Here is a 22,777-nt window from a genome sequence, read left to right on the forward strand (position 1 = left end):
TTGCTGCCTTCCTGCAACTCGAATTATTTACGGTATAGGCAGTTTTTCAGGGGGCGGGAATGGGAAAACTTACACTACTATTGCTGATTTTACTTGGCTGGCTACAGTATTCACTGTGGTTGGGCAAGAATGGTGTTCATGATTTTGTTCGGGTTAAGGATGACGTGGCGCTGCAAGAGGCCAATAACGGCAAACTTAAAGCTCGGAACGATCAGCTATTTGCTGAAATTGATGATTTAAATGGTGGTCAAGAGGCTATCGAAGAACGCGCACGTAACGAACTGGGCATGATCAAGCCTGGCGAAAGTTTCTATCGTCTGGTTCCTGACCAATCCAGACGTAATGCGGGTATCCCTTCGTCGTCAAATAACGCGCAATAATAAATAATGAGTAATTTTGCAGTTTCCCTTCCTGATATCATTGCGGTATTACCGGCTGCAGGTATTGGCAGCCGTATGCAGGCTGATTGCCCTAAACAGTATTTAACTGTGGCTGGCAAGACAATCATTGAACATGCTATTTTTTCTTTGCTTCGGCATCCACGTGTCCAGCGGATTATTGTGGCAATACATCCTCAGGATACGCAGTTTTCAACGTTACCTATTGCGCAGGACCCGCGGATCACGCTTGTTCACGGTGGTGAGCAGCGGGCTGATTCGGTGATGGCTGGCTTACAATGTGCAGGGCAGACTGAGTGGGTGCTGGTTCATGATGCGGCTCGTCCTTGTTTGCATCTCGATGACCTTGAAAGGTTGTTGTCGATTATCGACCATAGCCATGTCGGGGGTATTCTGGCAGCACCAGTACGTGACACCATGAAGCGCAGTGAGGCCGTTGTCCAAATTGGCGATCATCCGGCCATTGCCCATACTGTAGATCGTCAAGCGCTGTGGCATGCCCTGACACCTCAACTTTTCCCGCTTGAGTTATTAAAAACATGCTTGGCCCGCGCCTTGCGCGAAGGGACGGTGGTCACTGATGAAGCTTCTGCATTAGAACATTGCGGCTATCATCCGATATTAGTGTCTGGTCGTTCGGATAATATCAAAGTGACGCGCCCTGAAGATCTGGCCTTGGCCGAGTTTTATTTAACCCAACGTCAATAGCCCAATTAATGGGTGTTGCAGCCAGTAAATTCCAGCAGGCTTGGCCCAGTCATTGTGATTCTGGTGAGTAAGAGCGGCTAATGCTGCTGCAACCTCAAGTAATAAAGGCATTATAAGGAGTGCAATTAATGCGAATTGGTCATGGTTTCGATGTTCATAAATTTGGCGGAGCTGGCCCACTTATTATCGGCGGTGTGCGTATCCCATATGAGATGGGCCTATTGGCACATTCCGACGGTGATGTCGCATTACATGCAGCTACCGATGCAATATTGGGGGCGGCTGCGTTAGGTGATATCGGCAAATTATTCCCTGATACCGATCCGGCATTTAAAGGTGCTGATAGCCGTGCTTTGCTGCGTGAAGCTTATCGCCGTATTCTGGCGAAAGGCTACCGGCTGGGTAATCTGGATATTACGATTATTGCCCAGGCACCTAAAATGGCTCCCCATATCCCGCAAATGCGCGTGCATTTGGCGGAAGACCTACAATGTCATATGGATGATATCAACGTAAAAGCCACCACCACGGAACAACTTGGTTTTACTGGCCGTGGTGAAGGTATTGCATGTGAAGCAGTGGCGCTTTTGGTTAAAGCATAACAGGGTTAAGGCATAACGATGGACATGGAAAATCTAACCTGGCTGCACGGTAAACCCAAAGCGAGTGGCATTTTAAAAGCCAATCCCGAAGATTTTGTGGTGGTTGAGGACTTAGGCTTTGAACCTGATGGCGAAGGCGAACATTTGCTGATCCGTATTCGCAAAAATGGCTGTAATACGCAATTTGTTGCTGACTATCTGGCGCGTTTTGCCAAGCTTCATCCGCGTTTAGTGAGCTATGCGGGTTTGAAAGATCGCCACGCTGTCACAGAGCAGTGGTTCTGTTTGCACCTACCGGGCAAAGAAGCACCGGATCTCGCTACGTTCGAGCTGGAAGGGTGTGAAGTGCTGGAAGCTGTGCGGCAGAAACGTAAGCTGCGTATCGGTTCACTGAAAGGCAATGCTTTTACCCTGGTGTTGCGCCATATCACTGATCGTCAGGATGTAGAACAACGGTTGCAGCAAATTGCCGCACAGGGAGTGCCCAACTATTTTGGCAGCCAACGGTTTGGCCGTGGTGGTAATAATCTGGTGCAGGCTCGTCTGTGGGCGAATAATGAGATTCGGGTCAAAGAGCGCAGTAAACGCAGCTTTTACTTGTCCGCTAGCCGTAGTGCAATGTTCAACCTGATTAGCAGTTGCCGTCTGGCGCAACAGCAAGCAACCACGGTGCTGACAGGCGATGCTTTACAGTTAACTGGTCGTGGCAGTTGGTTTGTGGCCAGTGCTGATGAATTGGTGGCGTTACAGCAGCGTGTTGATGCGGGTGAATTGAATGTGACGGCCCCACTGCCAGGCGACGGCGAACTGGGTACGCAGGATGAAGCATTGGCTTTTGAGCAGTCATGTATAGCGGATCAAAGTGAATTACTGGCGTTGATTAAGCGTGAATGTGTTGAGGGTGCTCGCCGGGCTGTACTGCTAAAGCCACAGAATATGGTGTGGAGCTGGTGGGATGATGTAACCCTTGAACTCAGCTTCTGGCTACCCGCGGGCAGTTTTGCCACCAGTGTGGTAAGGGAAATAATGAATCAGGATAATGCCGATGCTGCGGATATTGCTGAGTAACGACGACGGTATTTCTGCGCCAGGGATACAAGCGCTCGCCGCTGCATTGCGCGAGTTTGCGCAGGTACAAATCGTCGCCCCAGATCGTAATCGCAGCGGTTCTTCCAATGCACTGACTTTGGACTGTGCATTACGCATTACCACATTATCCAATGGCGATATTGCCGTGCAGCAAGGTACTCCGACAGATTGTGTCTATCTCGGAGTAAATGCGTTAATGCGCCCCCGGCCCGACATTGTGGTTTCCGGTATCAACGCAGGCCCGAACCTGGGGGATGATGTTATCTATTCCGGCACGGTGGCCGCCGCAATGGAAGGGCGGCATTTAGGCTTTCCTGCTCTGGCCGTGTCACTCAACGGTCATCAGCATTATGCTACGGCAGCAGCAGTCACTTGCCGTTTATTGCGTGCTTTACAACAAAAGCCGTTGCGTACCGGTAAGATACTTAATATTAATGTACCTGACTTACCCTTATCTGAAATTAAAGGTATTCGAGTCACACGTTGTGGTAGTCGCCATCCAGCAGAGCAGGTATTTTGTCAGCAGGACCCACGGGGGCAAGATCTCTATTGGATTGGGCCGCCGGGGGAGAAATTTGATGTAGCACCGGACACTGATTTTGCTGCGATTGAACAAGGTTATGTTTCTATAACACCACTTCAAGTTGATTTAACCGCCTATGCGGCGCAAGACGTGGTTGAAAACTGGTTAGCCAACATTACTGGTTAAAACACCTAGGGTGACGAGGAATGGTAAATAAACGCATGCAGACATTGTTGATGCTGTTACGTCAGCAAGGTATTCACGACGAGCGCTTGTTACAGGCGATCGAAGCGGTGCCGCGCGAGCGTTTTGTTGATGAGGCGTTGTCCCATAAGGCATATGAGAATACAGCTCTACCTATAGGTTCAGGGCAAACTATTTCTCAGCCGTACATGGTGGCACGGATGACCGAATTGTTGCAATTGACACCGACTTCTCGGGTATTAGAGATAGGTACCGGTTCTGGCTATCAGACCGCAATTTTGGCGCATTTAGTCGAACATGTCTGTTCAGTTGAACGAATCAAAGGGTTACAGTGGCAGGCAAAGCGTCGCCTAAAGCAACTGGATCTGCATAATGTCTCCACCCGCCATGGTGATGGCTGGTTAGGTTGGGCATCACGCGGGCCATTTGATGCGATCATTGTCACAGCAGCTCCACCAGAAATTCCAAGTGCCTTACTTGAACAATTGGATGAAGGTGGGATATTAGTTCTTCCCGTTGGGGAGCAGGCTCAAACCTTGAAATGTGTGCAACGCCGTAACAATGAATTCCAAATTGAGACGGTAGAGGCCGTGCGTTTTGTTCCTTTGGTTAAAGGTGAATTGGCCTGAATAAATGCCTTTAGACCCATCATACTTCAAGCTGCATGTGCGTTGGCTGCGCTCAATTGCCGCCTTCCTGCAACTTGAATTATTTAGGGTGTATTTCAGTCTTAATCTTTAACTAAAGTCGAAGTGCAGTTTTTTTGTGCTAAAGATTGGCCGAAAATCAGTAATATAAATTTTATGGTATGGCAGGCGCGGTATTGATAGCATGCGCGCTTCTGTATCTTGTTTCTTCAGTGCGAGTCAGCATGTGTCTTGGCCTGCGCTGTGGAACCTTTTAATACTCGAAAATGAGTGGAATAGTCGTATTCGGCATGGCGTTTTAACAGTCGTTAACTGACCACTTTAACTACAGTGTAAAAGGTATTTTGGATATATCGCTTATTATTGCTGTCATGGGGGAAGCATGAGCACGGGAAGCCCAATGATTACATTACGCCGGGTAGCGGCATGTACGGTTATGAGTTTATGGTTGGTAGGTTGTAGTAATGACTCCTCAACATCTGCGCCAATCAGCAGTGTTGGCGGTGATCGTTCAGGGACCATGCTAAGTGGCTCGGATACGAATAGTTCCGGTAGCCGCATCGTTTATAACCGTAGTTACAACAGTATCCCCAAGGGAAGTTACAACGGTAATACCTATACCGTTAAGCGTGGTGACACGCTGTTTTATATTGCCTGGATAACCGGGAATGACTTCCGTGATCTGGCAGCAAAAAACAATATTGCTGAGCCATATAGCCTGAATGTTGGACAATCTATCCAGTTGGGTAATGGGTCGGGTGGTGGAATGTTAGCCGCGACCGATGCCACATCAGGTGGAATGACAAAACCGCCGGCAAATATTCAGAACACAACTACAACGGTTGATTCTCAATCAACTAGCGCGTATTCTGGAAACTCGGGTAAACAGAATGTTGGTAAAATGTTACCAGCGTCAGGGGCAGTTGTCGCATCGACCGCACCTGTTACCGCGCCAAGCAGTACCATCAGTGATCCAACCAGTAATGGTGGTCCAGTCAGTAGCTGGAAATGGCCAACTGAGGGTAAAACGATCGATAGCTTCTCGGCTTCCGAAGGGGGCAATAAAGGGATAGATATCGCCGGTTCTCGTGGGCAACCCATCTTCGCTACAGCAAACGGGCGAGTTGTGTATGCTGGGAACGCACTGCGTGGTTACGGTAATCTTATTATCATCAAACATAATGATGATTACCTGAGCGCCTACGCTCATAACGATACAATGCTGGTCCGGGAACAAGAAGAAGTGAAGGCGGGTCAAAAAATAGCAACCATGGGTAGCACCGGAACCAGTTCAGTTAGATTGCATTTTGAAATTCGTTACAAGGGGAAATCCGTAAACCCGCTGCGTTACCTTCCGCAGCGATAGATTGGGCAGAATACGCTGTATTCTGCTCGCCGGATTCACGGGTAGGAGCAGCATATGAGCCAAAATACGCTGAAAGTTAACGAGTTGCATGAAGATGCTGATTTTGATGAAAACAGTACGGAAACTGAAATTTTCGACGAAAAAGCATTAGTAGAGGATGAACCTACTGAAAGCGAGTTAGCAGAAGATGAGCTGTTGGCGCAAGGTGTTACCCAGCGAGTGCTGGACGCGACGCAGCTCTATCTTGGTGAGATTGGTTATTCGCCGCTGTTAACCGCAGAAGAAGAGGTTTATTTTGCCCGGCGTGCATTGCGCGGTGATGTGCCTTCACGTCGGCGTATGATTGAAAGTAACTTGCGGTTGGTGGTGAAGATCGCCCGCCGTTACAGTAATCGCGGTTTAGCACTGCTGGATTTGATTGAAGAGGGAAACCTCGGTCTTATTCGGGCGGTGGAAAAATTTGATCCTGAACGCGGTTTCCGTTTCTCCACTTATGCCACTTGGTGGATTCGTCAAACGATTGAACGGGCGATAATGAACCAAACCCGGACCATCCGTTTACCTATCCATATCGTTAAAGAATTAAACGTTTATTTGCGTACTGCACGAGAACTTTCTCATAAATTGGATCATGAACCGAGCGCTGAAGAGATTGCTGAGCAACTCGACAAACCGGTTGATGACGTGAGCCGTATGTTACGTCTGAACGAACGTATCACTTCTGTTGATACACCGTTAGGCGGCGACTCAGAGAAAGCCTTGTTAGATATTCTGTCCGACGAAAATGAAAATGGTCCAGAAGATACAACGCAAGATGACGATATGAAGCAAAGTATCGTTAAATGGCTGTTTGAATTGAATGCTAAACAGCGCGAAGTGCTGGCCCGTCGTTTTGGTCTTTTAGGATATGAAGCAGCAACGCTGGAAGATGTTGGCCGTGAAATTGGTTTGACGCGTGAGCGTGTCCGCCAGATTCAGGTTGAAGGCTTACGTCGTTTGCGGGAAATTTTGCAAACACAAGGCTTGAGCATCGAGGCGTTGTTCCGTGAATAAATTTACCCGCCTTTCTGCAACACGAAATAGTTAGGGTATAGATAGTTATTCTTATAAAACACAAAAACGGTGAACAGATGTTCACCGTTTTTTTATGCCCGTTTACACCATATTCTTCAGGCGATAAATCCATTCCAATGCCTGACGTGGTGATAATGAGTCTGGGTCCAGTGCTTCCAATGCTTCAACCGCAGGTGGTGTCTCTTCATTTAACAATGTCAGTTGTGAGCCATCAATCTTACTGGCTGCGGCATTATTAGACAGGGACTCGAGCTCTTTCAGTTTTTGCCGTGCCCGCTTAATCACATCACGTGGTACACCGGCCAGGGCTGCGACTGCCAGACCATAACTTTTACTGGCTGCCCCATCCTGCACACTGTGCATGAAGGCGATAGTTTCGCCATGTTCCAGAGCATCAAGGTGGACGTTTACCACACCTTCCATTTTTTCCGGTAGGGTGGTTAACTCAAAGTAATGAGTGGCGAACAGCGTCATCGCTTTAATACGGCTCGCCAGATTTTCAGCACAAGCCCAGGCTAATGAAAGGCCATCATAAGTGGATGTACCGCGACCAATCTCATCCATCAGCACCAGACTTTGCTCCGTGGCGTTATGCAGGATATTGGCTGTTTCCGTCATTTCGACCATGAAGGTGGAACGGCCTGAAGCCAGATCGTCAGCGGCACCTACGCGGGTAAATATGCGATCAACCGGGCCAATGATAGCGCTTTCCGCCGGAACATAACTCCCCATGTGTGCCAACAAAACTATTAAGGCTGTTTGGCGCATATAGGTACTTTTACCCCCCATATTCGGGCCGGTAATGATCAGCATCCGCCGCTGAGGTGATAACGTCAGCGGGTTAGAAATAAAGGGCTCACTGAGAACCTGCTCGACGACCGGATGGCGGCCAGCGGTAATTTTAATCCCCGGTTTATCACTCAGGATTGGGCAGTTGTAGTTGAGTGTTTCCGCTCTTTCAGCCAGATTCGCCAGTACATCCAGCTCCGCCAACGCATTAGCACTGATTTGCAATTCAGGCAGATGTGGCAACAGAAGATCGAAAATCTCTTCATATAACCCTTTTTCAATCGCCAGCGCTTTGCCTTTAGAGGTCAGAACCTTGTCTTCATACTCTTTCAGTTCTGGAATGATATAGCGCTCAGCATTCTTCAGGGTTTGTCTACGGACATAATGAATCGGAACCAAGTGGCTCTGACCACGACTTACCTGAATGTAATAGCCGTGGACGCCATTAAAACCGACCTTCAGTGTATCCAGGCCCAGCTTTTCACGCTCACGGATCTCCAGCCGATCCAGATAATCGGTAGCACCATCGGCCAGAGCTCGCCATTCATCGAGTTCAGAATTATAACCCGGCGCAATGACACCACCATCACGTACTAACACTGGCGGTGCTTCTACAATTGCCCGCACCAATAGATCCTGTAATTCATCAAACTGGCCGACTTGTGACAACAAATTTTGCACGTGGGGAACATCCACCGATTGCAGTAGACGGTGAATCTCCGGCAATTGCTGGAAAGCATGGCGCATCCGCGCTAAATCTCTTGGGCGCGCAGTGCGCAGCGCCAAACGAGCCAGAATACGTTCTAAGTCGCCTACCTGACGCAACGGCGTTTGCAGTTCGGCGGTGATATCTTGTAAGCCGCCGATTGCTTGTTGGCGATCGCTTAATACCTTGATATCGCGAACCGGCATATGCAGCCAGCGTTTTAGCATGCGGCTGCCCATTGCGGTCACACTGCAATCGAGAATAGCAGCTAACGTATTTTCAGACCCACCAGACAGGTTCTGGGTCAGTTCAAGGTTACGACGGGTCGCGGCATCCATAACAATGCCATCTTGCTGGCGCTCCATGGTTAAACCGCGGATATGGGGTAGAGAGGTACGTTGGGTATCTTTGACATATTGCAGTAGGCAACCCGCAGCGCGCAGTGCTTGATGGGCTTGCTCTACACCAAACCCGATTAAATCACGGGTGCCGAATTGCAGATTAAGCTGCTGACGGGCGGTTTCTAGCTCAAACTCCCATAATGGACGGCGGCGCAAGCCATGCCGGTGTTCTATCAACGACATCTGCTCAAAGTTTTCTGGGTAAAGTAACTCTGCGGGATGCGTTCGCTGCAACTCGGCAGCCATGGTTTCAAGATCTGCGGGTTGTGCAACCCTAAAACGACCGGAGCTGATATCTAACGTCGCATAGCCAAAACCGCGCGCATCCTGCCAGATAGCCGCCAGCAGATTATCCTGACGTTCTTGTAGCAGAGCTTCATCACTGACAGTACCTGGTGTCACGATACGCACTACTTTACGCTCAACTGGCCCTTTACTGGTGGCGGGATCACCGATTTGCTCGCAAATTGCGGCAGACTCACCTAACTGGACCAGCTTCGCCAGATAGTTTTCTATCGAATGATAAGGTACCCCAGCCATCGGAATAGGCTCACCTGCGGAGGCTCCGCGTTTAGTGAGTGAGATATCCAGTAGCTGTGAAGCTCGCTTGGCATCACTGTAGAACAGTTCGTAAAAATCCCCCATCCGGTAGAACAATAGAATGTCAGGATGCTGGGCCTTGAGCCGAAGATACTGCTGCATCATCGGGGTGTGAGAATCGAGTTTATCGGTATTATTCATGTGGTTATGATTTATAGTCCATTGAATTTAAAGTTAATTGTGATTTTTATTATTATCGTTAGCTATCACATGATTTTACGGTTAACACGGAAATCTCGCTATCAATGCCGGCACAACAGCCGATAAAAATAAGCTATGAGCTTGAAACAGAAGGGCTGTAATTACAACCATTCATCAAGTCCTTTTTCCAGCCAATATACTAGCCCAGCAGCCCCAAAACTGACATAGGTAAAACTCGAGGCTGCCCGCAAACGGTGTAATAAGCCCCTTGATTTAGGGGCCAGGTGATTTGTGATTGCTGATAAGGTCGGCGTTATTGAAAGGCTGGGTTGGCGGGGAATAAAGCGCGAGCAGTTTGGTACAACTGATCGGCGTAAGCTGTTTCCTTCTGATACCGAGCAATCATGATCAGACTTTGATAAACATTCGGATCATTGTGTAATTGAATATACTGCTCGGCCCATACCCTAAATTGGCGTAATAACATGGGGTCAGGATGCTGGTTAAATCGCAATAATAGATTAACATTTCTTATATATTGATACCTTTCCCACTGGATATAGGGATTGGTCAGGCTATCTAAAGGCTGCATGTTAACCAAGCCACTTCTCTCGGCCAGTGTGAGTACCCGGCCAGTTTTAAAGCCTGTCACCATAAACACCAGTGTGCATAGCGCCGATAAAATCACGGCAGTGTGCAGCCAGCGTTGCCAGCAAGTTGGCTTCGATGTGGTGGGTTGCAGCATATCTTCTGTAACCATCAGGCGGCCAAGTAAAATCAGCACCAGCCAGTGGGCTGCTGATTGATAAAGAGGGAACTCCGTCATCAAATGCAACGCGATCGGCAACGTGAGAACCCACAGAGGGAAAACGGTTTTTGGTTGCATTAAGAGTGGCTTCACATAGCCGATAGCCAATAGCAACATCCCGATCAGTGCGGCAATGCCACCCTCAACCCAACCATAAAGCACTTCATTATGAGGGTGGGAAGGATAAGTTAAGTAAGTCGGTACCCGCCAATGCTGCGCCAACTCATGGGCAAAACTTGACTCAAAGCTACCATATCCCCAACCCTGCCATGGGTGCAGCTGTATCATCTGCCAGGTATATTGCAGTATCAGCCAGCGCTCGGTGTTGCTGGCATCTTTGGATACATGCATACCGATATTCATCTGTTCCAACAGATAAACGGCGACCAGTAAACTCAGCAGGCTACTCAGCCACACCCAGGCTATCTGTCGCTGACGCCAGTAATATAGCGACAGTAATAGCAAGGTTGTTATCCCGCCAACCCAACCGATCCTTGATTGCAACAGCACCAATAAGCCTGGGAATAGCAGCAGGGTAAGTGTGCTGATGCCTCGAACGGCCCGCTTGCTTGATAACATAAACAGATAGATTGCAATGCTATAACCGGTTGCCAGGTAACTTGCCAGTACATTGGTTTGCTGGAATATGCCATAAGGCCGCTGTGCACTATCATATTCCATCCAATTATCGGATGTAAAAACAAAAAATTGCAACAGAGTCAGCACAGCTTGCCCCCAGGCCGACAAGAGGATGATCACCAGCCATCTCTGTCGCAGGGCTACATTCAGTTTCAGGCGGAACAACCCCAGTAGCAGTATTATCCCACCCCACAGGCCTAAAATCCGCGGTAACCAGGCAACGACATGCTGTAATGAGGCAGGAAATAGCCCCGGCAGGCTTATCATCAAGGCGCCAAACAGCAGCCACAAACGGCCAGGAGAATTTACAAGCTGAGTGGCTTCAGTATGGGGTAAATAGAGTGTTATCGTCAGCAGTGCCATCATGGCCCAGATGATTATATTGGCAGGAAGATGAAGCCCAGCCCCTCCTCGGTTGATTTCATAGTGCATCATGGTGACAAAGGTAATGGACATCAGCGCCATAACAACAAGGTTGAGCACTGGTACTGAAAGAGTGGGTCTTATAGATGGGGGTAAACAAAGTTTCATTTTTCTATCAACAAGTTACATATATAGCTAACATCCTGTTGTACGGAAACAGGTTAACTAATTGTCCAATATTGGGGTTATAACAGCTCAATGGGATAGTGTCTGGCAGCAATTAAAGCTGAATCTTTATCGCTATTCAAATTTATCTCGTTGAAAAATAATGTTTTTATTCTAAGATGATGGCCGTTTCATTTTTTTTCTGGCTGAGTAACAAACCAGCGTAATGAGTTCATCACTTTGGTTTCTGACATTCTGGCCCTGTCTTCCTCGACTAGCTTCATTAATACCAATCTTGCCGTATAAATATCCAAGTGCGCTTTATCGGCAAGTTCTCTGGTTTTTGGCCAATTGATAACAGGTGGTGGCGACTCAGTAAACTGCTCCATTAACGAATTACAGTGGTCCTCCAGAATACCCATCACTTCTTCTTTTCTCTGATTCTTCGGTTTCATTGTTATTTACCCTATTAAATTTATATGTTGAGAATGTATAACTTTAAATTTCCTATATTCTTTATTTCTAATCAGTGTTTCCTACATATTATGTGGATATTTCCTACGCTATCGGTAATTGTTCTTACATTAACGTGGTTGTGTTCTCATTCCTTTTTATATGTTTTTATATTCTGTATTTTGTCACCCAGTATCTTACGCTCAGGATTTAACTTTTTGTCATTTTTGCCGCATAAGGAAAATAGGGTTATTAATTTGCATGTGAAATAAATGATATTTTAAGTAATTTAATAAAAACCTTTAAAATCAATCTATTGATTTATTTTTTATGGGTTTTGTTGAGATTTAACATATAAAAAAACCAAGCTAACCTAAGAAGGAATCAAAGGGTTCTTGGGTGTTTATACCATTATTACTAAGGTTTTTCTGCTTCTTAGGCTGAAATGTTAAGGATTTAATGTCGATTATAGATTGGGTCATGAAATAAGCAATCATTAATTTTGAAAAATCGCTCTTTAGCGATCAAATGTGTCGGGATGCTTATTTTTGGAGTGTTATATGTCGAGGGTATAATGTTTATCGATCAATCTTATCGATTTTATTTCGTTACTGTAATCAATTAAGTTAAACACTCTGAATTATAGTTATTTGAATTAAATGACTATCAACTAGATGCCTATATTTGTATTATCTGCCTCGAACAAAATAAGGGCTTTAAACGTTATTTGAATTTTTTTCTTAATGTGCAGGCGTTACCAATGCCTACATATTGACTTTATGGCTCTGTGCAGTTCTCAGCTTGTCCTTTGGTATTTTAACGGCAAGAAGCAACATGCATTTGTATTTTAAAACAACTTCTACGCGGTATTTACTTTGATTTTTTCAAAGCAAATCAGTGTATTAAATTTTAATTGTGTATAAAGGAATCACGTAATGAAACTGAATAAAACAATCTTAGCTGCTGCTCTGGTATTAGGTTTTGCTTCTATGGCTAACGCTGCTGATCAAGGCCAGGGTACTGTGACTTTCAATGGTTCAATCATTGATGCACCTTGCTCAATCGCATCAGGTTCTGATTCTCAGACTGTTGAAATGGGTCAGATCTCTAACGTACTTCTGCAGAATGGCGGCAAATCAAACCCTGCCAAAAAGTTCGACATCAAACTGGAAAACTGTGACATCGCTACTCTGAAAACTGTAACCACTACTTTTAGCGGTGCAGAATCAGAAGCAGTACCTGGCCTGCTGGGCATCACTGGTCTGGCTGAAGGCGCTGGTATCGCCATCGTTGATGGTACTGGTTCTGTTGTGAAACTGGGTCAAGCAACTGCTGAACAGACTCTGATCACCGGCAACAACACTTTGGCATTCTCTGCTTACCTGCAGGGCAGCACAGCTTCTGACGCTATCAAACCAGGTAGCTTCTCAAGCGTAGCTAACTTCATGCTGGCTTACCAATAAGCCCCCCTTTTTTAATTGGACATGCGGATTTATCCGCATGTCTTTTCTCTTGAGAAAGATACGTATTGGATGAGTTAGGTGATTTATGTCCAGGTCTTTTTTTTTGATAGTGCCTCCTTCCTTACTGATGGCGTTATTGCTGAGTTTACCGGTAACGGCAGATCCCATGAAAACAGCCTGGGGCCGCGTGAGTATGGAAGGAAGTATTACTGATACTGCTTGTGCGATAGAGCCCGGAAGCTTGGAACAGACCATCGATATGGCGATTTTGCCTATTGGTAAATTGGTTCAGAACGGTGCAGGGGATGAACACCCGTTTGAGATTCGGTTGCTGCATTGCACGATAGCTCACCCTGATCCAGATAAGTCGAACCAGCAGCATTTTGTTGTGACATTTGACGGTGCCGCAGACGGTAATAATTTTGCAGTTAATGGTGAAGCCGAAGGAGTGGCAATGCAAATTATTGATGATAAAGGCAATGTTTCGACGCCAGGGGTGGCATCACCGGAGATCAATATAATTCCTGCTGATATGAAACTCAATTATGCCCTGCGGTTAGTGGGCAATGGTAAGACACTGCGTGCTGGAACTTATCATTCTAGCGTTCGTTTCAAATTGGATTATTACTGATTTCAATGAGTAAGGTGACATATCCCATGGTATCCGCTCGTTCCATCACCTCCGGTTTTGCCCGTCGTGATTTATTGCGAATTTTGATTGCAGTTGCATTAAGTGGCAATGCTTATGGAGCGCAAGCCCGTGATGATATTCAGTTTAATACCGATGTGCTGGATACCAAGGATCGCGCTAATTTTGACCTGAGTCAGTTCTCCCAACGCGGCTACATCATGCCTGGGCACTATAACTTATTGGTTAGTATGAATAAGCAGGAGCTCAGCGAACAGCCGGTTGTGTTCTACGTCTCAGAAAAAGATCCTAATAAAAGTGAGGCCTGTTTAACACCCCAGTTAATTGAGTTGCTGGCATTGAAAGAAGACAGCTTCCAAAAGCTGACCTGGTCGCGTAATGGGGAGTGTCTCGATATCAGCAGCTTACCCGGTCTGACCGTGGAAGGTGATTTGGCGAAGTCAGCACTGTACCTGAGTGTGCCGCAAGCCTGGCTGGAATACAGCGAACCCGATTGGGATCCCCCTTCTCGTTGGGAGGATGGTATTCCCGGAGTGCTGTTCGATTACAACTTGTTAGGGCAATTGAACCGCCAGGAAACGAACAATACCAATAACAATACGTTAAGCGGAAACGGGACCACCGGCGCTAACTTGGGTGCCTGGCGATTCCGTGCTGATTGGCAAACGCGGGTTGACCAATCATCGGGTTCATCGACTGAGCGTCAGTGGGATTGGAGCCGCTATTACGCCTATCGCGCTATCCCGAATTTGGGTGCCAAGTTGACGCTGGGTGAAGATTTTCTGAACTCCGCCATCTTTGATAGCTTTCGCTTTAGCGGCGCTAGTCTGGCGACCGATGACAATATGTTACCGCCTAATTTGCGTGGCTATGCCCCTGAAATTACTGGTGTTGCCCGTACCAACGCGCGAGTTGTTGTGAGTCAGCAAGGGCGTGTGTTGAGTGAAACACTGGTCGCGGCCGGTCCTTTCCGTATTCAGAACTTGAACAGTTTTGTTTCCGGCACGCTGGATGTGCGAGTCGAGGAACTTGACGGACAAGTTCAACAATTCCAAGTGAATACCGCCAGTATTCCTTATCTGACCCGCCCTGGCATGGTGCGCTATCGCATGGCTGCCGGTAAGCCTTCGGATATCGGACGTCGGTCTGAAGGGCCAGTATTTGGTACCGGGGAATTCTCCTGGGGGATCAATAGCGGCTGGTCATTGTTTGGTGGTGGGATCAGTGGTGAAAACGAATATCAAGCGGCATCCATCGGGGTTGGCCGTGATTTGATGGAATTTGGTGCCGTATCGGTTGATATGACCCAATCTTGGGCCAATTTACCCGAGCAAGGTACGTTGAGTGGCGGCTCTTACCGAGTCAACTATTCGAAAAACTTTCAGGAAACAGGCAGTCAGGTGACATTTGCTGGCTATCGCTTCTCTGAACGTAACTTTATGAGCATGACTGAATATCTCGACGCGCGTTATCGCAACAATGACGTGGGTGGCAATAAAGAGATGTACACCATCAGCTTCAACCAGCAATTTCAAGATCTGGGGCTGAGCGCGTATCTGAACTATAGCCATCAGACCTATTGGGATCGCTCGGCGAATGACCGCTATAACCTGTCGCTCTCGCGTTATTTTGATATCGGTAAAGTGAAAAACGTCAGTTTGACCTTCTCGGCTTACCGTAACCGCTATAACGAAAGCAATGACGATGGCGTGTATCTCTCCATGTCGATGCCGTTTGGTAACAGCGCAACAATCAGTTATAGCGCGACGGTGAGTGGCCGTGAACACAGTCAGCGAGTGGGTTATACCGATCGTCTGGATGCTCACAACAACTACCAGATCAATACCGGCGTAGCACGTAGCGGCGCGCTAGTCAGTGGTAACTATAACCACATAGGTAATAGTGCGGATATCAATGCCAACGCCAGCTATCAGGAAGGACAATACTCTTCTGTTGGTTTAGGTATTCAGGGCGGGGCAACTATCACCCCTGAAGGCGGGGCTTTGCATCGGGTTAATACCCTTGGCGGCACTCGCTTGTTACTCGATACCCAAGGGGTATCCGGCGTTCCGGTTCAGGGATATGGCTCATCGATACGGACCAACCAGTTTGGTAAAGCTGTGGTTGGTGATGTGAATAGCTACTACCGCAATCGGGCCAGTATAGATATCGATAACCTGGCAGACGATGTTGAAGCCAGAGGAACCATAGCCCAGGTCACATTGACTGAAGGTGCTATTGGTTATCGCCGCTTTAATGTGATTTCCGGCGAAAAAGCGATGGCCATGATACGTATGGCAGATGGCACATCACCGCCATTTGGGGCCACCGTGTTAAATGAAAATCAGCAAGAGACCGGCATTGTTAATGACGACGGTTCCACCTATCTCAGTGGGATCAAAGCCGGTGAAACCATGTCAGTACACTGGAATGGGAAGGCGCAATGCAGCATCACTCTGCCGCAGGCTCTTTCTCCAGCAATACTGGCGAATCTACTGTTGCCTTGCCAGCCAATAGCGACGGGGGATAAACCTCCGGTGTCGCAGTAGAAAGGTTTGGTAATGAACCTGCGGGTAACCGCCCGTTCAGCTAAGTGAAAACGATCGGCGCCACCAGGTTCTGACAAGATTAATTCGAAGGAAAAGGTAATGAAATTGAATAACAAACTGCGTATCACCGCGATTTTGGTGACGGCACTTATGGCTCAGCAAGCAACAGCAGCGATTGCACTGGATAGAACCCGGGCGATTCTTAATGGCGGCGATAAGTCGATCAGCTTGAACATCAGCAACCAGAATAAGGAGCTACCTTATCTGGCGCAGGGATGGATTGAAGATGAGCAGGGTAACAAAATCAATTCACCGTTGACGGTAGTTCCACCGGTTCAGCGAGTAGAGCCTGGCGCGATGAGTCAGTTAAAAATACAAAGCTTGCCTGCTGTGAGTCAGTTGGCGCAAGACCGGGAAACCTTGTTCTATTTTAACCTGCGTGAAATTCCACCGCGGTCGGACAAACCCAATACTTTGCAGATTGCACTGCAAACGCGCATCAAACTTTTCTACCGCCCAGTTAGCATCGTGCCACAAAAGGCTGATATGTCGACACCTTGGCAAGAGAAGTTACAGCTGACTCGTCAGGGTGATCGTTATCAGGTTAATAACCCAACGCCGTATTACATCACGTTGGTCGATGCCAGTGACGGCAAAGCCGGGAAAACAGCAGCCGACTTCAAGCCGCTGATGATCGCACCAAAAGCGCAAAGCATGTTGGATGTCAGTGCCGCCGCATTGGGCAGCAAACCGGTACTAACTTATGTCAATGATTTTGGCGGTCGTCCCAAGCTGATATTTAGCTGTTCGGGGAGCACGTGTTCTGTGGTTGAAAGCATCAAGTAACGGTGTATTTCAGGGCGCTGCATAAGAAGAATACTGGGCGGGTGTCAGGCTGAACGATGAATAAGGAATATGGGATGACTGTTGTTTGTAAGGGAATAGTTACCCGGCGGGCCATGACGTCCATCTTTGGGATGACAGCCATCGTAGGGACAGCGGCCGCAGTGATGACTATGTTGTTAAGTAGCTCAGCATGGGCATTAAATAAGTCTGCGACAGTCAATGTCTCAGTCACTATTTTTGCCGCACCGCCTTGCGAGATTAACGGTAACAATACTATCAACGTTAATTTTGGCGATACCGTCCTGACATCAAATATTGATGGTAGCAACTACATGCAGCCGGTGAATTATACGTTGAACTGTACTTCGGCCGCCTCTAATGCACTGAAATTAAGCATTAATGGTAATGGGGCAAATTTTGATACCAGTGTCTTGAAAACGAGTAATTCAGGTCTGGGGATCAAGTTGATACGTAATGGGCAGTCATTCCCACTGAATACGGCATCCAACTTTACCTATCCGAATGTTCCTGTATTGCAGGCGGTACCGGTTAAACAAACAAATGCAACGTTGAGCACGGGCTATTTTTCCGGCTCAGCGACCCTGGTTGTGGAGTACCAGTAATGAAAATTAATTCACTGATTTCACGCTGTTCCATTGCGGTGGTACTGACTCTCGGCAGTACGTTGGCCTATGCGGACAACATGCTGTTCTCCGGCACATTAATTAATCCTCCGCCCTGCGTGATTAACAATACCGGCACTATCCTTGTCGGTTTTGGCAATGATGTTCTGACTTCGCGGGTTGATGGCACTCAGTATATGCAGCCGGTGACCTATACATTGAATTGTACTGGGGCTGTATCCAATGCGCTGAAAATGACAATTAAAGGAAATGGTGCGGGTTTTGATTCCAGTGTCTTGAGCACGAATAATTCGGCGCTGGGGATCAAATTACTACGTAATGATCAAGCATTGTCACTGAATAGTGCTTTCACCTTTTCCTATCCGACTATCCCGGTGCTGAAGGCCGTACCGGTCAAACAACCCGGTGCAACGTTGAGCGCGGGAGATTTTTACGGTACAGCGACCATGGTTGTGGAGTATCAGTAATGAAAAACGGATCACTGATATCGCGTTGTTCCATTGCGGTGGTACTGACACTGAGTAGCACGCTGGTGTATGCGGATGACGTATTGTTCACGGGGACATTAATTAACCCCGCCCCTTGTGTGATTAATGGGGGAAATACGATAGATGTGCCTTTCGGGGAAAATCTGGGCGTGAACAAGATCGATGGTATTAATTATACCCGGGATGTGCCTTACAGCATGACCTGCGAAACAACCAGTAGCAGTTTGGAATTAGGTCTAACGATTGTCAGTGCATCGGTTACTACATTTGACTCCGCAGCGATACAAACCGATGTTCAGGATCTGGGTATTCGTTTACTGAAAAACGGTGTTCCTTTTGCACTTAATACCCGTGTTGCTTATGACAAAAATAACCCACCGGTACTTAAGGCCGTACCTGTTAAAGCTGCTGGGGCAACATTAAGTGAAGGAAGTTTTGAGGCTACCGCTACTTTATTAGTGGATTATCAATAGGATCAAATGATGACTAATTTAAATCTGCTGATGCGCCGTGGGCGAGCTATTTTAAGTATTCTAATTCTGAATTTATTTTGGATGATACCGGTATCGGCCGCTGACAATATGCGTTTTCATGGCGCCTTGGTCGCAGAGCCTTGCACTATTCGTCCCGGTGATGAAGCTATTAGTTTGAATTTTGGCACTATCGTCGATAAATATCTGTATTCGAATCAGCGTACATCAGGCAAACAGTTTCAACTACATCTGGTCGATTGCGATATCAGCTTAGGTACGACAGCCAATATTGTATTTACTGGTAATGATAGTGTTAATTTACCTGGGTTATTGGCGGTTGATGGCAGTGATGTTGGAATCGCCATTGGTCTTGAAACAATGGCGGGGACACCTCTGTATCTGAATCAGTCGAGTGACGATATTGCACTTGATACAGGAAATAACGTTATTACCTTGAAAGCTTATGTTCGGGGTGAACCCGAGGCGATATCTCAACGTACTATTAAGCGCGGTGAGTTCAATGCGGTCGCAACATTTAATCTGCAATATTATTAATGGGATCTCCCCTCTAATCTTATTTCAATACGAATATGTTAACGCTGAAAATCATTATCAACAGCTTAAATGCCGATATGCGGATAGAGACAATGGAACTTAAACGAATGACAAAGCCTAATATGCGACTAAGTCATAAATATTGCTGGCTAATTGCTTGCGTACTGTTTTTATTTCCGCTTTATAGTCAGGCCAGTGCCTGGGTTTCGACGCAAACACGAACCGGCGGTCAATATACCGGAACATTCTCCTGGCCGACGGAGGAGTTGAGCAACGTACTTTGTACCTCCTCATCTTGTTCTGTGGCGATATGTCACTACTCCACTCTTGAAGCTGAGCGGTGTGTTAACCCGAGTGGGGCATCAACGCGAGTCATTGTTTATCAAGGAGCAACGGCGCAGACCATGCGAGATGCGTTTGTCAGTCGCAATGGCGCTTCTGGAAGTTGGAGCACCACGACCCCGGTTTTGAGTTCATCAAACACCTGTTTTGGCATTCTCTATTGGCAAGGGGTTGGTGATTTAAACTTTACCGGTAATCAGATCCCAGGCTCTTATTGTGGTGCGGTTCCTCCAACGCCAGAAACCTGTGAGGTTACCAATGATGTCTATATCAACCACGGCTCGCTTAATCAGCAAAATGTCGATGGTGCGATAAAAAGTGAACCGCTCATTATCAACTGTACAGCCAGAACATCGGTGAAATTAACGCTGGTCGGCGGGAAAAATATTAATCTTGGGCAAAATGGCAATCTGACTTCGACCTTAAAAGTGTCAGGGCAAGACTTATCCAATGGCGTGACGGTAACGGCAGCGATAGGCAACACCCCTTTCCAGATCGAATCAACACTTCATGCGCCAGCATTGCCTGACGCAGGTACATTTAGCGGGAGTGGAGTGGTTATTATGTCCTATCTCTAAATGTAGAATTATATGCATTCATTATTTGAGTGCATGATGATTATGAATATGAAATAGTGTTTTAAATTCGCTATTTTCATATTCATAAGTTGGGTGGTTTTACTGTTGTTTATATATTGCAGGGGGCTCCCATGGCATTTATTTATATATTATTTTAAATTAAATAAATGTTATCTTTAAGTTGTAATGTGTTGTACTAATATAGTATAACGCTGTTGCGTTAGATTAGTTAGGTATTAGGCTATAACCTAAATAATTCGAGTTGCAAGAAGGCGGCAAGGGAGATAATCCCGATGAGTTTACATGAGTAAGCGATTCGGGTTATTGAGCGTAGCCAACACACATGCAGCTTGAAGTATGACGGGTATACAACCTAAAAATGAAACGCATACTTCAATGGGCTATTAAATAAATAGGCTATAAATTTTTCTTTTAAGGATTTTCTCATGAAAAAAATGAACATGGCAGTTGCAAATACAATCGTTGGCGGTACTGGTCAAACTTGTAAAGATACTTTCCAGTGGCAGACTAGCGGTACAACTGCAACTTGCATGGCAGTAACTACTTGTACTGACAAACACGGTAAAGTATTAAGCACTACTTCTGCACCTAGCAACATTGCTAACTGCCGTTAATTAAGTATTTGTTAATTTTTATCGATATTTAATAGTATCCCAGGCAAGTGCGGGAGGGATTTCTGTACTTGCCTGACTTATTTATTCAAATGTATCATCGATGCTTAAATTCAAGAATTTTCGCATTAATTGAATGTTAGAAAGATTATTTCGTGGGCATAAATGTTATTTGATTCTGTTTATGTCTTACCTGAACTCTGATTGTGAATAGAACTGAATCTATGTCTACTGAAAAAAATATGTTTAGGAGTAAGGGATTTTTTATAGGCTATACACTGTTAGTTATCCTTATTTCTTCATTGATAACAACGGCCTATTTCCACTATTTCGTTCTTAATCAGGATGAACAGGAAACCCTATTCGCTGTCAGCAACAGTGAAGTTGAAAACAGCCCAATCAAAGACGATAAAACTATTATTGAGATCTTCTCTTATGGCTGCCATTACTGCGCCATCAATGAAGAGAATGTCACCCAATTAGAAAACCGCATGCCAGAAGGGACGCGTTTTGTTCGCCTGCATATCAGCAGTGATAAAACCACCGGCTTGGGGCGTTTTGCACCTATTTTCGCCACTTTATCCGTCATGGGTATTGAACCGCAGCATCGCCAAAGTGCCTACAAAGCGGTACTGGAAGACAACATTGACCTGAGTGATAACAGCCAACTCGAAACCTGGCTAAAAGCCAATGGCATTGATGTTGCCCAATATCAGCAAGTAAGCCAGTCAGCTGAAGTTAAAGAATTGATCGCGTATATGACGGCAGTGACTGCGCATTACAAGATAGACGCCACCCCGAGCTTTATTGTTGGCAAAAAATGGATAGCGTTACAGGACAGGGAATTCCCAGCGTTCTCAGATCATCTCTTGTCATTACTCGAGCACGATAAGGCGCTGGAGAAATAATGAGACTGTTAGCCGTATGGGGTTACTTTGCCTGGAGAAACCAGCTCGACAAGCTGGCTTTGAGTGGGCGGTTACTTGCCCGCGGGCAGGCCAGGCTGGCTTGCTGGCTGTTACGGCACGGTGATTATCGTTTCTTACTGATGCTCGGTGCTTTGCGCCGGGCTTTAGGCTTGATGCCAAAGCGACAGAAGAATCTGGCGCGAGTGGCGGCGGCCAACAGCCAGTGTTTATTGAATGGTGACAATAGTCCATCAGCACAGAATTTTATGCGTACCGCCCAGCGCCGTCAGGTATTGGAGCTGGCAGCGACTTATGGCCAAAACCGGCGGGTTTTAGCTCAGTTAGCAGCATGTACTCAGCAGTTAGATAGCCAGGTTCGTGCACTGCATGAGGCCGGCTCACCGGTTATTTTAGCGCCGCTGCATATGGTTTCTGATGTGCTCGCTGGCATGGTGGGGGCTAATGCTTATCCGGGGCAGGCGACCGTGGTGGTATCAGCCAGTGCCGAGGCGTATGAAGAGCAGGCGCGGCAGATGGGCGGGGTGAATATTTCCTATTGTTCCATCCATGCTGACAGCCGTGCAATCGCCGGTAACCTGATGGAAGCCATCATTGAAGCGGCCGAGCATAAGCGCAATATTATGATTTTCCCAGATATTACGCCGGATTACACCGTCAATAACCAGATGGCTGAAACGGCAAAAATACCCTGCCAATTATTCAACCGCCCAGCCAATTTACACAGTGGCATTATTCGCCTTGCCAGAGCACTTTCAGCGCAGGTGGTTTTTTATTATCTGTACTACGACAAAGAAATAAAAATAAATATTTATCCTGCACTTAGCGCGCGAGAAGTGAAAAGTAAATTACCCGAATTGATTGAAACATCAATGACGCAACATCCGCAAGATTGGCTGTTATGGCACTCACATTCGTTATTTTTTATTAACGAATAATGGCACTCATAAAGAATA

Annotated in this window: 23 protein-coding genes; 20 read left to right on the top strand and 3 right to left on the bottom strand. The window is 46.6% G+C overall.

Annotated elements, in window-relative coordinates; genetic code table 11:
- Positions 1–59 precede the first annotated feature (59 nt).
- The 8 genes from ftsB (at position 60) to rpoS (ending at position 6,590) form a co-directional block, all read left to right on the top strand.
- Positions 60–380, top strand: a complete 321-nt coding sequence (gene ftsB, locus ACWJJO_RS04220; protein ID WP_083160397.1) for a cell division protein FtsB — start codon at positions 60–62, stop codon at positions 378–380.
- A gap of 6 nt (positions 381–386) precedes the next feature.
- Positions 387–1,106: a 2-C-methyl-D-erythritol 4-phosphate cytidylyltransferase gene (gene ispD, locus ACWJJO_RS04225; RefSeq protein ID WP_442848116.1), complete on the top strand. Its 720-nt coding sequence runs from the start codon at positions 387–389 to the stop codon at positions 1,104–1,106.
- Positions 1,107–1,234: 128 nt separating this feature from the next.
- Entirely contained in the window at positions 1,235–1,708 is a 474-nt protein-coding gene (gene ispF, locus ACWJJO_RS04230; RefSeq protein ID WP_083160395.1) for a 2-C-methyl-D-erythritol 2,4-cyclodiphosphate synthase, read from the top strand.
- Positions 1,709–1,726: 18 nt separating this feature from the next.
- The gene (gene truD, locus ACWJJO_RS04235) at positions 1,727–2,776 is read left to right on the top strand and encodes a tRNA pseudouridine(13) synthase TruD (RefSeq protein WP_481090671.1); all 1,050 of its coding nucleotides are present in this window, start codon (positions 1,727–1,729) and stop codon (positions 2,774–2,776) included.
- A complete protein-coding gene (surE, locus tag ACWJJO_RS04240; RefSeq protein ID WP_083160391.1) occupies positions 2,754–3,506 on the top strand; it encodes a 5'/3'-nucleotidase SurE in 753 nt (250 codons plus the stop codon). The genes truD and surE overlap by 23 nt, the downstream gene beginning before the upstream one ends.
- A gap of 20 nt (positions 3,507–3,526) precedes the next feature.
- Complete coding sequence (locus ACWJJO_RS04245; protein ID WP_050086457.1) at positions 3,527–4,153, top strand: protein-L-isoaspartate(D-aspartate) O-methyltransferase; 627 nt, start codon at positions 3,527–3,529, stop codon at positions 4,151–4,153.
- A 418-nt stretch (positions 4,154–4,571) separates the two neighbouring features.
- The gene (nlpD, locus tag ACWJJO_RS04250) at positions 4,572–5,537 is read left to right on the top strand and encodes a murein hydrolase activator NlpD (RefSeq protein WP_193784841.1); all 966 of its coding nucleotides are present in this window, start codon (positions 4,572–4,574) and stop codon (positions 5,535–5,537) included.
- 54 nt (positions 5,538–5,591) lie between these two features.
- On the top strand, positions 5,592–6,590 hold the full coding sequence (rpoS, locus tag ACWJJO_RS04255) for an RNA polymerase sigma factor RpoS (RefSeq protein ID WP_019210991.1): 999 nt from the start codon (positions 5,592–5,594) through the stop codon (positions 6,588–6,590).
- Between the two features lie 102 nt (positions 6,591–6,692).
- Here rpoS and mutS read toward each other — a convergent pair whose 3' ends face one another.
- The 3 genes from mutS to ACWJJO_RS04270 all read right to left on the bottom strand — a co-directional run bounded on the left by mutS (position 6,693) and on the right by ACWJJO_RS04270 (position 11,678).
- A complete protein-coding gene (gene mutS, locus ACWJJO_RS04260; protein ID WP_420072832.1) occupies positions 6,693–9,248 on the bottom strand; it encodes a DNA mismatch repair protein MutS in 2,556 nt (851 codons plus the stop codon).
- Between the two features lie 313 nt (positions 9,249–9,561).
- Positions 9,562–11,151, bottom strand: coding sequence for a PglL family O-oligosaccharyltransferase (locus ACWJJO_RS04265; protein WP_481090672.1), 1,590 nt, complete (start codon positions 11,149–11,151; stop codon positions 9,562–9,564).
- 263 nt (positions 11,152–11,414) lie between these two features.
- Positions 11,415–11,678 carry a faeA-like family protein gene (locus tag ACWJJO_RS04270; protein ID WP_083160383.1) on the bottom strand — a complete coding sequence of 88 codons (264 nt, stop codon included), beginning with the start codon at positions 11,676–11,678 and terminating at the stop codon, positions 11,415–11,417.
- A 933-nt stretch (positions 11,679–12,611) separates the two neighbouring features.
- Here ACWJJO_RS04270 and ACWJJO_RS04275 point away from each other — a divergent pair.
- The 12 genes from ACWJJO_RS04275 to ACWJJO_RS04330 all read left to right on the top strand — a co-directional run bounded on the left by ACWJJO_RS04275 (position 12,612) and on the right by ACWJJO_RS04330 (position 22,759).
- Entirely contained in the window at positions 12,612–13,139 is a 528-nt protein-coding gene (locus ACWJJO_RS04275) for a fimbrial protein (RefSeq protein WP_083160381.1), read from the top strand.
- Positions 13,140–13,266: 127 nt separating this feature from the next.
- A complete protein-coding gene (locus ACWJJO_RS04280) occupies positions 13,267–13,770 on the top strand; it encodes a fimbrial protein (RefSeq protein WP_193784840.1) in 504 nt (167 codons plus the stop codon).
- Between the two features lie 26 nt (positions 13,771–13,796).
- Entirely contained in the window at positions 13,797–16,337 is a 2,541-nt protein-coding gene (locus tag ACWJJO_RS04285; protein WP_193784720.1) for an outer membrane usher protein, read from the top strand.
- A gap of 99 nt (positions 16,338–16,436) precedes the next feature.
- Positions 16,437–17,183, top strand: a complete 747-nt coding sequence (locus ACWJJO_RS04290; protein ID WP_372568708.1) for a fimbria/pilus periplasmic chaperone — start codon at positions 16,437–16,439, stop codon at positions 17,181–17,183.
- Positions 17,184–17,257: 74 nt separating this feature from the next.
- The gene (locus ACWJJO_RS04295) at positions 17,258–17,806 is read left to right on the top strand and encodes a fimbrial protein (protein WP_193784839.1); all 549 of its coding nucleotides are present in this window, start codon (positions 17,258–17,260) and stop codon (positions 17,804–17,806) included.
- Positions 17,806–18,294, top strand: coding sequence for a fimbrial protein (locus tag ACWJJO_RS04300; RefSeq protein ID WP_083160371.1), 489 nt, complete (start codon positions 17,806–17,808; stop codon positions 18,292–18,294). Before ACWJJO_RS04295 ends, ACWJJO_RS04300 begins: the two co-directional genes overlap by 1 nt.
- Entirely contained in the window at positions 18,294–18,788 is a 495-nt protein-coding gene (locus tag ACWJJO_RS04305) for a fimbrial protein (RefSeq protein ID WP_083160369.1), read from the top strand. The genes ACWJJO_RS04300 and ACWJJO_RS04305 overlap by 1 nt, the downstream gene beginning before the upstream one ends.
- 9 nt (positions 18,789–18,797) lie before the next feature.
- Complete coding sequence (locus ACWJJO_RS04310; protein WP_083160367.1) at positions 18,798–19,343, top strand: fimbrial protein; 546 nt, start codon at positions 18,798–18,800, stop codon at positions 19,341–19,343.
- Between the two features lie 92 nt (positions 19,344–19,435).
- Entirely contained in the window at positions 19,436–20,263 is an 828-nt protein-coding gene (locus tag ACWJJO_RS04315; protein WP_481090673.1) for an MrpH family fimbial adhesin, read from the top strand.
- A 446-nt stretch (positions 20,264–20,709) separates the two neighbouring features.
- Positions 20,710–20,898, top strand: a complete 189-nt coding sequence (locus ACWJJO_RS04320; protein WP_005167317.1) for a DUF4762 family protein — start codon at positions 20,710–20,712, stop codon at positions 20,896–20,898.
- 239 nt (positions 20,899–21,137) lie between these two features.
- On the top strand, positions 21,138–21,803 hold the full coding sequence (locus ACWJJO_RS04325) for a DsbA family protein (RefSeq protein WP_083163845.1): 666 nt from the start codon (positions 21,138–21,140) through the stop codon (positions 21,801–21,803).
- Positions 21,803–22,759 carry a lysophospholipid acyltransferase family protein gene (locus tag ACWJJO_RS04330; protein WP_420073182.1) on the top strand — a complete coding sequence of 319 codons (957 nt, stop codon included), beginning with the start codon at positions 21,803–21,805 and terminating at the stop codon, positions 22,757–22,759. Before ACWJJO_RS04325 ends, ACWJJO_RS04330 begins: the two co-directional genes overlap by 1 nt.
- The last annotated feature ends 18 nt before the right edge of the window (positions 22,760–22,777 follow it).

Source organism: Yersinia antarctica (assembly GCF_056636475.1).

What these genes read in the sequence shown, in the direction of transcription:
- surE (WP_083160391.1), top strand. Translation starts at nt 2,754, where the DNA reads ATGCTGCGGATATTGCTGAGTAACGACGACGGTATTTCTGCGCCAGGG.
- nlpD (WP_193784841.1), top strand. Translation starts at nt 4,572, where the DNA reads ATGATTACATTACGCCGGGTAGCGGCATGTACGGTTATGAGTTTATGG.
- ispD (WP_442848116.1), top strand. Translation starts at nt 387, where the DNA reads ATGAGTAATTTTGCAGTTTCCCTTCCTGATATCATTGCGGTATTACCG.
- truD (WP_481090671.1), top strand. Translation starts at nt 1,727, where the DNA reads ATGGACATGGAAAATCTAACCTGGCTGCACGGTAAACCCAAAGCGAGT.
- mutS (WP_420072832.1), bottom strand. Translation starts at nt 9,248, where the DNA reads ATGAATAATACCGATAAACTCGATTCTCACACCCCGATGATGCAGCAG.
- ACWJJO_RS04285 (WP_193784720.1), top strand. Translation starts at nt 13,797, where the DNA reads ATGGTATCCGCTCGTTCCATCACCTCCGGTTTTGCCCGTCGTGATTTA.
- ACWJJO_RS04305 (WP_083160369.1), top strand. Translation starts at nt 18,294, where the DNA reads ATGAAAAACGGATCACTGATATCGCGTTGTTCCATTGCGGTGGTACTG.
- ACWJJO_RS04315 (WP_481090673.1), top strand. Translation starts at nt 19,436, where the DNA reads ATGGAACTTAAACGAATGACAAAGCCTAATATGCGACTAAGTCATAAA.
- ACWJJO_RS04300 (WP_083160371.1), top strand. Translation starts at nt 17,806, where the DNA reads ATGAAAATTAATTCACTGATTTCACGCTGTTCCATTGCGGTGGTACTG.
- ACWJJO_RS04310 (WP_083160367.1), top strand. Translation starts at nt 18,798, where the DNA reads ATGACTAATTTAAATCTGCTGATGCGCCGTGGGCGAGCTATTTTAAGT.
- ACWJJO_RS04270 (WP_083160383.1), bottom strand. Translation starts at nt 11,678, where the DNA reads ATGAAACCGAAGAATCAGAGAAAAGAAGAAGTGATGGGTATTCTGGAG.
- ACWJJO_RS04320 (WP_005167317.1), top strand. Translation starts at nt 20,710, where the DNA reads ATGAAAAAAATGAACATGGCAGTTGCAAATACAATCGTTGGCGGTACT.
- ACWJJO_RS04245 (WP_050086457.1), top strand. Translation starts at nt 3,527, where the DNA reads ATGGTAAATAAACGCATGCAGACATTGTTGATGCTGTTACGTCAGCAA.
- ftsB (WP_083160397.1), top strand. Translation starts at nt 60, where the DNA reads ATGGGAAAACTTACACTACTATTGCTGATTTTACTTGGCTGGCTACAG.
- ispF (WP_083160395.1), top strand. Translation starts at nt 1,235, where the DNA reads ATGCGAATTGGTCATGGTTTCGATGTTCATAAATTTGGCGGAGCTGGC.
- ACWJJO_RS04295 (WP_193784839.1), top strand. Translation starts at nt 17,258, where the DNA reads ATGACTGTTGTTTGTAAGGGAATAGTTACCCGGCGGGCCATGACGTCC.
- ACWJJO_RS04280 (WP_193784840.1), top strand. Translation starts at nt 13,267, where the DNA reads ATGGCGTTATTGCTGAGTTTACCGGTAACGGCAGATCCCATGAAAACA.
- ACWJJO_RS04275 (WP_083160381.1), top strand. Translation starts at nt 12,612, where the DNA reads ATGAAACTGAATAAAACAATCTTAGCTGCTGCTCTGGTATTAGGTTTT.
- ACWJJO_RS04325 (WP_083163845.1), top strand. Translation starts at nt 21,138, where the DNA reads ATGTTTAGGAGTAAGGGATTTTTTATAGGCTATACACTGTTAGTTATC.
- ACWJJO_RS04330 (WP_420073182.1), top strand. Translation starts at nt 21,803, where the DNA reads ATGAGACTGTTAGCCGTATGGGGTTACTTTGCCTGGAGAAACCAGCTC.
- ACWJJO_RS04290 (WP_372568708.1), top strand. Translation starts at nt 16,437, where the DNA reads ATGAAATTGAATAACAAACTGCGTATCACCGCGATTTTGGTGACGGCA.
- rpoS (WP_019210991.1), top strand. Translation starts at nt 5,592, where the DNA reads ATGAGCCAAAATACGCTGAAAGTTAACGAGTTGCATGAAGATGCTGAT.
- ACWJJO_RS04265 (WP_481090672.1), bottom strand. Translation starts at nt 11,151, where the DNA reads ATGTCCATTACCTTTGTCACCATGATGCACTATGAAATCAACCGAGGA.